Origin of the sequence: Nitrobacter sp. (genome assembly GCF_051535235.1) — a bacterium.
In the GTDB taxonomy this organism is placed as follows: domain Bacteria; phylum Pseudomonadota; class Alphaproteobacteria; order Rhizobiales; family Xanthobacteraceae; genus Nitrobacter.
In genome coordinates this window covers 31,439-44,627 of sequence record NZ_JBPPLZ010000006.1, presented here as the reverse complement: position 1 = coordinate 44,627, position 13,189 = coordinate 31,439, and the positions used below count along the sequence as shown (strand labels likewise).

10 protein-coding genes are annotated in these 13,189 nt (G+C 61.1%); 7 read left to right on the top strand and 3 right to left on the bottom strand.

Annotated features, from left to right (window positions below):
* Nucleotides 1-81: 81 nt before the first annotated feature.
* The 7 genes from ACS3WA_RS09815 to pabB all read left to right on the top strand — a co-directional run bounded on the left by ACS3WA_RS09815 (nucleotide 82) and on the right by pabB (nucleotide 10,336).
* The gene (locus ACS3WA_RS09815) at nucleotides 82-633 is read left to right on the top strand and encodes a hypothetical protein (protein WP_438278349.1); all 552 of its coding nucleotides are present in this window, start codon (nucleotides 82-84) and stop codon (nucleotides 631-633) included.
* Between the two features lie 103 nt (nucleotides 634-736).
* Nucleotides 737-1,810, top strand: a complete 1,074-nt coding sequence (locus ACS3WA_RS09810) for a hypothetical protein (RefSeq protein ID WP_438278348.1) — start codon at nucleotides 737-739, stop codon at nucleotides 1,808-1,810.
* A gap of 134 nt (nucleotides 1,811-1,944) precedes the next feature.
* The gene (locus tag ACS3WA_RS09805) at nucleotides 1,945-3,876 is read left to right on the top strand and encodes a hypothetical protein (protein WP_438278347.1); all 1,932 of its coding nucleotides are present in this window, start codon (nucleotides 1,945-1,947) and stop codon (nucleotides 3,874-3,876) included.
* 43 nt (nucleotides 3,877-3,919) lie between these two features.
* Entirely contained in the window at nucleotides 3,920-5,935 is a 2,016-nt protein-coding gene (locus ACS3WA_RS09800; protein WP_438278346.1) for a type I secretion system permease/ATPase, read from the top strand.
* A 37-nt stretch (nucleotides 5,936-5,972) separates the two neighbouring features.
* Nucleotides 5,973-7,316: an HlyD family type I secretion periplasmic adaptor subunit gene (locus ACS3WA_RS09795; RefSeq protein WP_438278345.1), complete on the top strand. Its 1,344-nt coding sequence runs from the start codon at nucleotides 5,973-5,975 to the stop codon at nucleotides 7,314-7,316.
* 85 nt (nucleotides 7,317-7,401) lie between these two features.
* A complete protein-coding gene (locus ACS3WA_RS09790) occupies nucleotides 7,402-7,854 on the top strand; it encodes a tetratricopeptide repeat protein (RefSeq protein WP_438278344.1) in 453 nt (150 codons plus the stop codon).
* Between the two features lie 361 nt (nucleotides 7,855-8,215).
* The gene (pabB, locus tag ACS3WA_RS09785) at nucleotides 8,216-10,336 is read left to right on the top strand and encodes an aminodeoxychorismate synthase component I (protein ID WP_438278343.1); all 2,121 of its coding nucleotides are present in this window, start codon (nucleotides 8,216-8,218) and stop codon (nucleotides 10,334-10,336) included.
* 74 nt (nucleotides 10,337-10,410) lie between these two features.
* On the opposite strand, the gene ACS3WA_RS09780 is transcribed toward pabB, so the two are convergent.
* From ACS3WA_RS09780 to ACS3WA_RS09770, 3 genes are all read right to left on the bottom strand, one after another.
* Nucleotides 10,411-11,202 carry a TOBE domain-containing protein gene (locus ACS3WA_RS09780; protein WP_438278342.1) on the bottom strand — a complete coding sequence of 264 codons (792 nt, stop codon included), beginning with the start codon at nucleotides 11,200-11,202 and terminating at the stop codon, nucleotides 10,411-10,413.
* A 262-nt stretch (nucleotides 11,203-11,464) separates the two neighbouring features.
* Complete coding sequence (locus tag ACS3WA_RS09775; RefSeq protein WP_438278341.1) at nucleotides 11,465-12,298, bottom strand: amino acid kinase family protein; 834 nt, start codon at nucleotides 12,296-12,298, stop codon at nucleotides 11,465-11,467.
* Between the two features lie 11 nt (nucleotides 12,299-12,309).
* Nucleotides 12,310-13,122: an amino acid kinase family protein gene (locus tag ACS3WA_RS09770; protein WP_438278340.1), complete on the bottom strand. Its 813-nt coding sequence runs from the start codon at nucleotides 13,120-13,122 to the stop codon at nucleotides 12,310-12,312.
* Nucleotides 13,123-13,189: the final 67 nt, after the last annotated feature.

The window sequence follows — 13,189 nt, the reverse complement described above, 5'->3', positions numbered from 1 at the left end:
GTCCGCCGCCGATGTTTCTAACGTTTTCGGCGCCCGTAACGTTGCAGGCGACGGGCCTGCACTTGTGTCCGATGCTCGATCATGACCGCCAGCAACCTGCCTCCCAAGCCCGATTTCGCCGCGCTCGAGGCGGCCGCGCCGGAATCGGCGGATCGCCGGACAATGATTCTATCGCTGATCGGCAACCTGGTTTTCAACTGGTCCAACAACGAAAGCCTGTTCATCTATGTTCTGATGCTGTTGCTGAAGGTCGATCAGGCGTCGGCAGCCATCGTGTTCGCGACGTTGAACACCACCCGGGCAAGGCTTGATCTCATCCAGCGGCTGGCGCGGATCAAGATCAAGGACAAGGCGCTCAGCAAGGAACTCGACCGCCTGATCGAGCGCTTTAACGAGGGCACCCACATGCGCAACGAATTCAATCACTGCATGTACACCGTGGGTGACAACGGCGAAATCTCGCAGACCCAATCGATGCGGCTGATTCAAACCCGCAGCGGCCTTCGATTCGGCGAAACCAAGCCGCTGGATGATGCGCGAATCCATGAGATGATCAGTGGAATGCGCGAAATGGCCAAGATCAATAGAGATATCTGGGATTTCCTGCCTCGCCTCGAATCGCATTTGCGATAGCCACTGCAGTCATTCGCATTTCCGTCACTACTTCCACCCTCATCCGAAGTCGTAGGCAATTACGCCTTTTGGGTGATGCGGCTTATCCTGAAGTCCAGGGGGATTGTCCCTAAGGGCAGCTATCCGTGGTGTTGCCATTGCGAGAGCCTTCTGGTGCGAAATCGGCTTCAGCGTCGATCTCGCCGCCGGCAGAACCGGTACATCAACTGCATCGGACCTCGACAAGGCCGCTGACGTAGAAGATTGGCGCGCTTTCGTCGCGACGATGCTCTTATCATTGGAGCCTATCATGCCTAAAAAGCCTTCATATCCGAGCGATTCGCATGATTATCACAACGACGATCCCACGCAGGGCCAGGGCCAGGCGCAAGCCAATCTGCAAGCTCAGTTGCAGGGACAGGCCAATCTTCAGGCGCAGGGTCAGGGTCAGGGTCAGGGACAGGGTCAAGGCCAGGGTCAAGATCAAACCCAGACCGCCGCTCAGTCGCTTTATTCAACCAGCGACAACCTGAACGGCAACGGCAACCTCAACGGGAACGGCAACGGTAACCTCAACCTGAATGGCAACGGAAACGAGAACGACAGCAGCAACAGCAATAGCAACGACAACACCAATTCCAATTCCGTTGACAACCATCTCGACAACGGCGTCTGCAACAATCTCGACAACAACATCGAGAACACCGTCGATAATCACGTCGATACCTGCGTGAACGTCGCAGTCAACGTCGATCTCAGTCTGGATTCGCTGCCGAACTCGCCAGTCATCGATCTCAATGGGATGAACAACATCCACGATTCGCTGGTTATGCCGGAGGTCGTCAACCAGACGCTGACCGGCGACGGCAACATGTTCAATGTCGATCAGATCAACAACCTGGTTGATAACGATCATCTGTGCGGAGCGTCGGTAAGCTTCAGCGCCGATGGCGCCGGCTCCTGGTACGATCCGAGCGACGGTGGTTCCTTCAACATGGATGCCCACATCCATGGCGCCAGTGTCACGGCCAACAACTCACTGGGCGACCTCAATCACGACAGCACCGGAATCAGCGCCGATGCGGCCGTGACGCAGTCGGCCTTCAATCAGACCATCACAATGGGTGCCAACATCCAGTTCAACAGCCAGACGATCAGCGCCGGACACGATTTCACGGATGATCATCACACCGGCTAGCCGTACTGTTCGCCTGCGCGGCAATTGCCGCGCAGGTTCTTTTTCCCGGTAACCCAACACTTCTAGAAATTCAGAGACTGCGAGGGCGCTCGCGGAATGGGGACGTTTTGCGTGCCTGAAAGCAGGAGGCTCTCATGGTGCCCGGCGGCATAACCGAGATCATCTGGCATTTTGCCGGGTATCTTAAGATCTTTGACGACATTGCCCGCTTCCGCATCACACCCGACGAAGGCGACTACCGTTCCGACACCAACGACTATACCAGCCATCGGCCTGAATTCGCGCTGACGCCGGCTGACGACGAAACGGGCAGTCGTTCGGTCGCGTTCCAGGACGCGCAGGCTGCTGGAGAGCCCGACCACCACCTGCCCCGCTCGCACCTCCCCTCCGCGTCGAATATCGACATCGACCGGTTCTTGCCGCCTCACCCGCACGTCGTCATGACTCCGATCAGCCCGGGCTCCGGCGGTGGAGGCGGAGGCAGCGATGTCATCAAGGCGGTCTATCAGGAAGGCGGTGAGCAGAGCGAAATCCAGACGCATCAGTACAACAACATGTACGACGACGATGCGGTCACGGGAACTCATAGCGCCAACGCTTTGGCCGCATTGAATGCCTTGGATGCGGAGGCCGGCCACGCGATCGCCACGATGGTCGCCGGTGCGGGTTCGGTCGTTCCGGCCGAATGGTATGCCCCGCACGACACGGCTTCGCTTCCGGCTTTCGTCGCCGCGCACGATCAGGCCTGGGCCGCTCACGACGGCGCGGCCGACCAGCATTCGGTCAAGCCGGGATATTACCTCAACGGCCTACTCCAGGATCCGGCGCCGCTTCCGCCCGATCAGGTGCCCTCCCCCGACCCGACCCCCGCGCCCGATCTCGGCCATGGTCTGGGCCAGTGGGCGCTTGATGGCGGAAACACCGCCACCAACGGAGCCTATATCGTCGACCTCACGGATTCGGCTCGAACCATGGTGGTGATGGGCGACTACTTCAAGACCAACGCGGTCTTCCAGACCAACTCGTACATGGACAACGACCACGTCACGGTCGGAGGTACCGGAGCCAGCATCGCGACCGGCGGCGATCAGGCAACCAACATCGCCGACTTCGTCCAGCATCCCGGCATCTACGACTCCTTGCCAAGCTATTTTGCCGGTCCGAACTGGTCCGTCGACGTCGTGCATGGCGATTACTTCAACGTTCGCGCGCTCGTGCAGAGCAATTATCTGTCCGACAACGACGTGACGATGCAGAGCAGCTCGAGCACGCATTATGAAGTTCACGCCGGCCAGAACGAACTTGGCAACTACGTGCTGATCAACGACGGCGATTTCAACTATGATCTCGTCGTTGTCGGCGGTAGCTACCACGGCATGAACGTGATCTATCAGAACAACTTTCTTTACAACAACGATACCGTTCAGATCACGGGCGACGGCATCAACCCGAACCAGACCGTTTCCACCGGCGGCAATCAGCTTACCAACACGGCAACGATCGAGAATTACGGCGGCAACCACAATCTGCCATGGACGTCAGATCTCGACGGTCTCGTCCATAACATCTCGGGCGGGACAACAGAGATCGACCCCTCGTTCGGAAACCTGATTGCCGGCAATGGCGGCACATTCCATATCCTCTATGTCACCGGCAATTATTACGACGTGAACGCGATCTGGCAGACAAACATCGTCTCTGACGCGAATATGGCGATACAGCTCCAGCAATCGCCATCGAACGTCGCGGCCGCCTACTACGGCGACAGCATGGCGACGCAAAACGTCTCTACCGGCGGCAACGTTCTCAGCAACGATGCGGCCATCGTCAACGTTGGGAACAGCAATACCTATGTCAACGGGCAGGCCTACGGCGACACCATTCTGATCCAGGCCAATCTCGTAAACCAGGATTCGGACCACGTCGTTCAAACGAATCCCCACGCTCTCGTCCCCGAAGTGATCGCCTTTGTCGGACACGACGATATACCCACCACTTCAGATCCGCAGCATCAGGCAACCGCGGCACTTCCGCACGACGATCCCATGTCCTGCGTCCTCCACTAGATCGGACCAGGTAATCGAAGCTTGTCGGTTGAGGAGAGCCGCAATGAGTCTGACCGACAATCAAGCCATTGGCAATCCGCCGGCTGATTCAAGCGATCGCTACTCGAAGGACGCGCTCATAGCGCAGATCAGAAAACTGACGCAGAAACTATGGCGAAATCCGTTTGAAAAGCCGGCCGACACGCTCGATGCACGAACCGACCCAACGCCTGCGCCTCCTCTGCAACAGCGCAACGGAGCCAAACCTCCTCTTGCACCTGCGAACGGGCGCAACCTTAACGGCAGAGGAAATCTCAATGGCGGCGGTGGCGGCGGCGGCCCGCCGCAATTGCACAAGCGTTCCGGCGACAACGAATTTCGGGATGTTCTCGGCAAGGGACTGACTGCCGCACGGCGCAACCTGATCACAGTCGGCGTTTTTTCGCTCGTCGTGAATCTTCTCGTCCTTTCGATTCCCATCTATCTTTTCAACATGTCGGACCGCGTGCTCACCAGCCGGAGCGTCGACACGTTGATCATGCTCTCCTCGATCGTGATTCTGGCTATCGGAGCGCATGTCGTGATGGACATGTTACGGCGCTTCATCCTGATGAGGGTTGCCGTCGAGACCGAAGCCCGCCTGGGCGGCCCCGTGCTGAGTGCAGCGGCGAAAGCGGCGCAAAGCGGATCGAGCCGGGAGTTTCAGACACTGGCAGACCTGCAGCATTTGCGTGCATTCATCACTGGTCCGGTCCTGTTGACGATCTTCGATGCGCCGGTGACACCCGCGTATCTGGCTGTCGTGTTCCTGATCCACCCACAGCTCGGGCTCATCGTCCTGGGTTCGAGCATGTCGCTGATCGGTGTCGCGCTCATCAACCAGCGCGTCACCGCGATACCCTTCACCCGGGCGAATGCCTTCGGAACCCGCGCCAACCTGCAGGCGGAAGCGATGGCACGCAACGCCCAGGTGATCAACGCCATGGGCATGATTCCGGAAGGCGTTCAGGTATGGGGACAGGAAACGGTGGAATCGCTCAAGGCTCAGGTCGCCGGCCACGACCTGAACATCATCATGACCGGGATTTCGAAGTTCCTGCGTCTGGGCACCCAGATCACCATACTCGGATGGGGCGCCTATCTCGCACTCGAGAGCGAACTGACCGGAGGCATGATCATCGCGGCATCGATCGTCGCCAGCCGCGCTCTCGCACCCCTGGAAGGCACGATTGAAGGCTGGCGTCACTTCGTGCAGGCCCGTTCGGCCTATAACCGCATCAAGACCCTGCTTCAGAACTCACCGCTGAATCTCGAACGGTTGCGGCTGCCGCGTCCCGAAGGCCGTCTCAGCGTCGAGCGCATCCTCTATGTCCCTCCGCCGAACAAGAAGGTGATCCTCAACGGCATCAGCTTCCAGCTTGAGCCCGGCGAATCTCTCGCCATCGTTGGGCCTTCCGGCACCGGCAAGACCATGCTGGCGCGAATGCTGGTCGGCTCGATCATTCCGACCGCCGGAAATGTCCGACTGGACATGATGGACCTGCGCAATTGGGATCCGCGTCAGTTCGGCGAAAGTGTCGGCTATCTGCCGCAAGAAGTTCAACTGTTTCCGGCCTCGATCAAGGCAAACATCGCGCGCATGCGCTCCGACGCGATCGACGAGGATATCTTCGACGCGGCGGAGACCGCCGACGTTCATGAAATGATTTCGGAACTCGCCCAGGGATACGAAACCGTCATCGGCATGGACGGCAGCCCCTTGTCCGGCGGGCAACGGCAACGGATCGGCCTCGCGCGTGCCTTCTACGGCAATCCGCGGTTGATCGTGCTTGATGAGCCGAACGCAAATCTCGATGCAAACGGCGAACGCGCGCTGGCGAAGGCGCTGGTGCGCGCCAAGGAGAAGCGGATGACGGTCGTCACCATCACGCAACGGCCGGCGCTGCTGCAAAGCGTCGACAAGATCATGATTCTGCAAAACGGTTCCGTGCAGGCGTTCGGAGCGCGCGACGAGGTGATCCCGCTGGTGACGGGCCGCCGACAGCCGACCGCTTCGGCATCGCCGATGCTCGACGCCTGATCGCGAAGCGGAAAGACATGAGCCCGGAGAGGCGGCCATGAGCACGACACTGATAGGCGACCAGCCCTGGCATATCGATCTGCCTCGCTCGACGCGCGGCCTTACCATGGCGGGCGTGGCGGTCATCGCAACGACGATCATGGGATTCGGAGTCTGGGGTACTACCGCACCAATCGCAGGTGCGGTTGTCGCATCGGGCGTGTTCGTAGCTACGGGTCAGAACAAGACCATCCAGCACCTGGAAGGCGGCATGATCCGCGACATCATGGTTCACGAGGGTGATACCGTCGAAGCGGGTCAGATTCTGGTCGAACTGGATCAGACCACCGCAAAAGCCGAGATGCAGCGGCTCTACCTTCGCAACGCGCGGCTCACGGCTGTCGATGCCCGCCTGCAGGCCCAGGTCCGCGAGGACCCGGAAATTCACTTTCCGCCGGATCTGGCAGCGGAGTCGAAAGATCCGCAAATACGCAGCATCGTCAGCGCCCAGGTTCTCGCATTCACCGCCCAGCGCAACAACACCAACAGCGAGATCGCCGGAATCGAGGACAGCATCAAGGCGCTGAACGAGCGCATCGCCGGATCGAAGATTCAACTCGATGGCGTGCAGCGCCAGATCGCGCTCGTCCAGGAGGATATCAAGACCAAGGAACAGCTTCTGGCCGCCGGCCTCGTGCGCAAGCCTGACGTTCTCCTTCTGCAACGAAGTCAGGCCAATCTCGAAGGCGAGGTCGGCCGCATCATGGGCGATATCGGCGACGCCAAGGAGCGGATCGCCAGAGCGGTCGAACAGATCAATGGCGTTCGGAAGACCGCGATCAAAACCGCGGTCGAGCAGATGCACGAAATCCGCGGCGAGATGGTCGACGTTCGGGAGCGGATGCTGAGCGCGAAAAACGTTCTCGACCGCACGACAATCCGCGCGCCGGTCAAGGGCATCGTTGTCAAACTGCGTTTCCATACGCGCGGCGGAGTGGTCGAGCCGGGCAAACCCATCATGGAGTTGTTGCCGCTCAACGAGCCGTTGATCATCGAGGCGCGGGTGAGGCCGCAGGATATCGACTCGGTCAAACACGGTCAGGAGGCGATGGTCCGGCTGACGGCGCTCAGCCAGCGCGTCACGCCGATGGTTTCGGGCGACGTCATCTACCTGTCCGCCGACACTGTTGCCGACGAGAAAAAATCACAGCAGACCGGACCGAGCGACATCTATGTGGTTCGCGTGAGGCTACACAATTCGGAAGTTGCGGCAATCCACGGCTTCAGTCCGACACCCGGCATGCCGGCGGAAGTCTTCATCAAGACCAGCGAGCGGACGTTCTTTCAGTACATCATGAAACCCATCGAAGACAGCATGTCCCGGGCATTTCGCGAACGATAGAGAGCACATTTCGAAGCGCGAATGAGAAACACCGAGGCCACGGCAGTTTCGCGGAACGGTTGCAATTTGCGGAAGGAGGTTCGACTTGCGGACGGTCGCAGACGTACTGAAAAAGACGACGGAGTTGCACCAGGCCGGCAAACTGAAACAGGCTGCGCACGGATATCGCCGGATTCTGGAGATCGATCCGCACAACGAGGACGCGCTCTATCGGTACGGCCAGCTTCTTTCTTGCAAGGGTGACCACGCCGCGGCAAGACGCATGTTCGACCTGCTGACCCTTGTCCGGTCCGATAGTTACAAGCCGTGGCTTCTGCTCGGACAAAGCTGCGAAGCTCTGGGCCAATTTCTCGATGCCGCCGAGGCGTATCGCGAGGTGATCCGGTTGCAACCTGCCGTTCCCGGCATTTTCAGCAAACTCGCGAACGTCTCGATCCGGGCGGGTCGTATCGAGGACGCCCATAAGACCCTCATGGCCGGCTTCGAAGTGGTGGTAGCGGGAGATATCTCAGGCGAAGCTTCGCTCAGCCTTCACTGAACCGACAGGCCGTCGGCGCTCCCGCAGCAGCGGCCCGGTCGTTTGGATTCGATTGGATTGCGTCTCTCGTTTTGCCGACGCACCGGTAACGGCAATTCTCCGCCCCCGCACAATCGCCCGAAATGGCGCCGAGACCCAGCCGGATGCCGATTCGGCGAAACACCTTCCGGAAGCCCCCTCGAAAACGGCCCATTTGCGTCCACCCGCAGGGACTGCGTTGGCCGCGGCAATGAATCCGGTTCCGCTTTGAGCTGGCCTCGATTAAACAGCAACCTTGGCCGCTGCCCGCGGATCAAATCCCGATGAATCATTCGCGTCCGCCGCTTCCTGCGGGCGCAACTCCGTGTCGAGGTCATTTCCGGTGAGGACGCTGATAATCGACAACTACGATTCGTTTACCTGCAACCTTGTGCACTTGATCGCGGATATCAATCAGGAAGAACCCCTCCTCTTCCGCAACGATGCAGCGACCTGGGACGAACTCTCCGGACAGCGTTTCGATAACGTCGTCATCTCGCCGGGACCGGGGCGGCCCGACCGGGCGGCGGATTTCGGCCTGTGCAGGGCTGCCATCGAAGCGGCCACGGTGCCCCTGCTCGGCGTGTGTCTCGGCCATCAGGGCATCGCCATTGCGTCGGGCGCGTCACTGGAACGGGCTCCGTCTCTGGTCCATGGCCGCACCTCCAGAATCGTGCATGAAGGACTTGGCCTCTTCGCGGGCATGCAGCCGTTGTTCGACGCCGCGCGCTACCATTCCTTTGTCGTCGGGCGGCCCCTTTCCTCCGCTCTGGAGGAAATTGCCCGCACCGAAGACGGCCTCGTCATGGCCATCGCCCATCGGACGCGGCCGCAATGGGGCGTTCAATTTCACCCCGAGTCGATCCTGACGGAAGACGGCCGCATCCTGCTGCGAAATTTTCGCGATCTGTCGTTTCGGGCCTCGGGACGACCATCAACGCCGCCCCCAGCGCGCGCGCGCAAGCGCCGCGCACCCGCGCCGGCCGCAGCGAGCCGCAAGGGATTCTGGCTCGAAATCCCGCATGCGATCGACACCGAAGCGGCGTTCTGTTCGCTGTTTGCCGACCGGCCCTTCGCCTTCTGGCTCGACAGCAATCTCGCCGGATCGGCGCTGTCGCAATGGTCCTACATGGGGGATGCATCGGGGCCACATGCGGCAACAGTCCAGTATCGCAGCAGCGAGCGGACCATCGTGATCGACGACGCTCGCGGTCACCGAACCGAGACCATCGGCCTGTTCGAGTATCTTCAAAGAGAGCATCCAGCCCGGCCGCAATCGGCGCCGCCCTGTCCTTTCGTCGGCGGGCATGTCGGCTGGTTCGGTTACGAGCTGCGGCATGACTGTGGTTCGCCGACCAAGCGGCGCGCTGCGACGCCCGACGCATTGTTTATCCATGCGGACCGATTCATCGCCGTGAACCATCTGAGCGGGAAAACCTATGTTTGCGCCATCGACAGCCCGGATGAAGCCGGCCGCGCGCAGCACTGGATTCAATCCACCCTGAAGCGAATTGAATCGGCGCAAAGCCCGCCTTTGAAATCACCCCACGAGATCGGCGGGGAGCCAATTGAGTTCCTCATGAGAGATGGAAAAGCGGGCTATCTCTCCAAGGTCGCGCGCTGTCTCGACCTGATCGCGCAAGGCGAGACCTATCAGGTCTGTCTGACCAACGAGCTTTCCTGCGCCGCCCCGATTGAACCGCTGCAGGTTTATCGCACCATGCGGCGCGTCAATCCCGCCCCGTTCGCGGCTTTCCTCACATGGCCCGGCGGAGCCGTCCTCAGCGCGTCGCCGGAGCGATTCCTCGCCGTCGATGCCGACGGCAACATCGAAGCAAAGCCGATCAAGGGAACGATCCGGCGCGATGCCGATCCGCTTGAAGACAAGAGGCTGATCGAAACGCTACGGCACAGCCGAAAAAACCGGGCGGAGAACGGGATGATCGTCGATCTCCTGCGCCACGATCTGTCGCGCTGCTGCGAGACCGGGACTGTAACCGCGCCAAACCTGTTTGACGTCGAAACGTATCAGACGGTCCACCAACTGGTCAGCACCGTCAGCGGCGTTTTGAAGCCGGGACACACGCTCATCGACGTGCTGCGCAGCGGCGCGTTTCCGGGAGGATCGATGACCGGCGCGCCGAAATTCCGCACCCTCGAGCATATCGACCGGTTGGAACAGCGCGCCCGCGGCATCTATTCCGGCGCGCTTGGCTGGCTGGGCGATGATGGCGCTGCCGACCTGAGCATCGTGATCCGCTCCATCGTATGGGCTGATGGAAGGTTCTCGATCGGCGTTGGCGGCGGGGTCGTCGCGGAGTCAACACCCGATGGAGAATACGAGGAAATGCTGCTGAAGGCCGAGGCGTCGATCAAGTCGATCGTCATCGCCGCATTCGGACGCTTTGACGACGGTTGCTTTCATCTCAGGGAAGCTGGCGACGGCGCGGCTTTTCCAAGCTGAGGCCATCCCAAGCAAAGTCGGAAGCGGCAATGCCGAGAGCGATCGAAACGATGCGCAATCCCGAAGCCACGCCTTCAGTTGATGGCGACGATGACGTGCGCGGCGTCGAACAGGGCGAATGCGGGCTTTCCCCGAGACAGGCCAAGCGATTTGGCGCTGTGCGAGGTGATGCTTGACGTAAGCGTCTTGCCGGCGCCGATGTCGAGGACGACCTCCGCGCTGACATCCGATGTCTCGCATCGGTTGACGGTTCCCCTAACGCAATTGCGCGCGGAGGTTTTCGGCGCTGTCTTGCCGGTCGCGATGGCAACGAACGGCGCCTTGATCAGCAAAGTCACCGATCGACCCGGGCACAATCCCAGTTCTTCCATGCTGGCGTGCGTGACGAGCGAATAGATCGTCGTTTCCGGCGAAACCGAAATTTCGACTTCGGCGCTCAGCGCGTCGGAGACGATCTTGACGATGCTGCCGCGGATCGCGTTGCGTGCGCTGGTCTTCATCAAAAATCCCGAGACAAGGTCCAGTGGAGAAACGCCGGCCTCGACGAGTTCGGGCTCGACCGTCCGCAGGACGCGAACCATTTCCGCTTCCATTCTTCTGAACGCCTCGATGACGGTGTGACCGGTCGGCGTCAGCGTCGCGCCGCCGCCGGCGCGACCACCCGCACGACTGACCAGCAACGGCTTGCCGAAAAGGTTGGCCATCGCATCGAGACCGTCCCACGCCGCCTTGTAGGTGATGCCGATCGCCCGTGCCCCGGCCGAAATGCTGCCCTCGCGCGCAACCGCCTCGAGCAGTTTCAACCGCTCGCGTCCGACGGCCGGAACGTTCTCGCTTTTCAGCGTGACCAACGCTTCGATCGCCATCCAGCCCCGCCCGCACGTTATATAGCAGCAATATATAGCGTACGTTGCGCCGCAACGAAAGCACCATTGCAGGCTGGAGGTGGTCCCAGATAGCTCTCGAAAAAGGCACGAAGGTCGGCCGGGCTGCGCGGCTTTTGGCGGAGTCCGGCTATCCCGGCAGCTTGCTTCGAAATCGGCGACGTATTGATGAGCCAAACAGGAAACGGGCCGGAACGATTGTTCCGACCCGTTCTGCGGCATCAGATCGCTACGCGGAACTGACTCAGACCTGACGCGCGCCGGTGTGAATGATGGTGCCGACGTGCTCGCCGCGCAGCGCGGCGGTGAGCCGACCCGGCACGAGCCCGTTCACGACCTGCACGTGCTCGATGTGGCGCGCGGTCGCGATCACCTCGACGAATGCCCTGTCGACCGGCAGCGTACCCTTGAATTTTGCGAGGTCGGCGGCGTTCGTCTCGCGAAGCAATTGCGCCTTCTTTCCATCGGGACCGTTGGGGTCGGCGGTATACACGCCATCCACATCCTCGACGATCGTGAGGCCGGCCGCTCCGAGCGCGTCGGCGAGCAGGAACGCGCCGGTGTCCGCCCGGTGAGGCGGAATCCGAGAGCCCGGAAATTCGTGATGGTGATAGGGAGGAAAGGCGCTTCCCACCACCGCGCGGGCCGCGGAAAGATGGATCGCCAACTGGTTGGCGATGGTCGGATGCTCGACATAGGAGACGCTTTCCGGGGCGAGCAGCGACGCCAGAATGTGGCCATTCTGGCCGGCCTCCGTCGCGGCGAGCGGGGCGAGCGAACCGACCGGCAGGCCGAGATCGAGACCCACGCCGTAAACATGGCGGGCGCGGATGCCCGCGCCGGTCAGGATCAGCAGACGATGCTCCGGCAATAGTTTCCGGATCTCGTCCACGATCGGGAGGATCGCGTCCCGGCCGCGATCCATGATGGAGCGGCCGCCGATCTTCACCACCTGCAGCCAGGGCAGGAGCCGGATCGGTCGCTTGCCAGCGACGGGATCGGTGAGTTCGCTGTCGAGCAGGGTCTGGCGCGCGAGCGGGGAAGCGACGTGTTTGATGGTGTTGGTGGTGTTGGCCATGACGATCTCTCTCAGCTCGCGGTGATGATGGTGCCGACGTGCTCGCCGGCGAGCGCGCGGGTCAGATTGCCGGGGACAAGGCCGTTCACGACCTGCACCTGCCGGACATGACGCGCGGACTCGAGCAGGTCGAGCATCCGGAATTCGAGGATCGAGTCGTGAAGTCCCTTGGCCTTCATTTCAGCCACCGAGATCTTTGGAATCAGGGTGGCGTCTTTCGAGGTCTTCGGGTTCGCCGTGTAGAGGCCGTCCTCATCCTTCACGAAGATCATCGCCTTGCAGCCGAACTGTTCGGCGACAAGGAAGCACCCGGCGTCGGTCCGGTAGGGAGGGATGACACCCTCGGCGGCGGGCCGCATCCAGAGGCCGTAAGGCGGCATGCCGCTGAAGACGACGCCGTTCACCTCGGCGAGGTAGAGCGGCACGGCCGAAAGCCCGGCGCCATCGACCGCGGATATTCCGTACTTCGCGAGAAGCTGCCCCAGCATGACGGCGTTCTGATTGGCGACCGCGGCTCCGAGTTGCGACAACACGCCCGCCGGCAAGCCGAGCCCGGCCGCGACCGAGTAAAGATGGCGGGCGCGGGTCCCCGCACCAGTCCCGATCAGCAGTTTGTGGTTCTTGCGGGCGGTGACGATCTCGTCCACGAGCGGGTAAACCGCCGCGCGGCCGCGGTCGATGACGCTCTGTCCGCCGATCTTGAGAACCGTGGCGTCAGGCAGGATCCGAAAGTCCGCCGAAGCCTCCACCGCAGCCAGAAGCTGGGTGTCGGTCAGCGAACGCTGCGTGAGGAGCGCCTCGAGCTCCGCGGTTGTGTTGGCCATTGGGGACTTTCCTTTCGTCGTCTCGTTCGTTCTGTTCGACAGTCAACTTATCAACGCCGCCCGTTTC

Bases quoted from the DNA above. Each gene is read 5' to 3' on its own strand.
- ACS3WA_RS09815 (WP_438278349.1), top strand. From the start codon at position 82: ATGACCGCCAGCAACCTGCCTCCCAAGCCCGATTTCGCCGCGCTCGAG.
- ACS3WA_RS09805 (WP_438278347.1), top strand. From the start codon at position 1,945: ATGGTGCCCGGCGGCATAACCGAGATCATCTGGCATTTTGCCGGGTAT.
- ACS3WA_RS09800 (WP_438278346.1), top strand. From the start codon at position 3,920: ATGAGTCTGACCGACAATCAAGCCATTGGCAATCCGCCGGCTGATTCA.
- ACS3WA_RS09795 (WP_438278345.1), top strand. From the start codon at position 5,973: ATGAGCACGACACTGATAGGCGACCAGCCCTGGCATATCGATCTGCCT.
- ACS3WA_RS09780 (WP_438278342.1), bottom strand. From the start codon at position 11,202: ATGGCGATCGAAGCGTTGGTCACGCTGAAAAGCGAGAACGTTCCGGCC.
- ACS3WA_RS09775 (WP_438278341.1), bottom strand. From the start codon at position 12,298: ATGGCCAACACCACCAACACCATCAAACACGTCGCTTCCCCGCTCGCG.
- ACS3WA_RS09770 (WP_438278340.1), bottom strand. From the start codon at position 13,122: ATGGCCAACACAACCGCGGAGCTCGAGGCGCTCCTCACGCAGCGTTCG.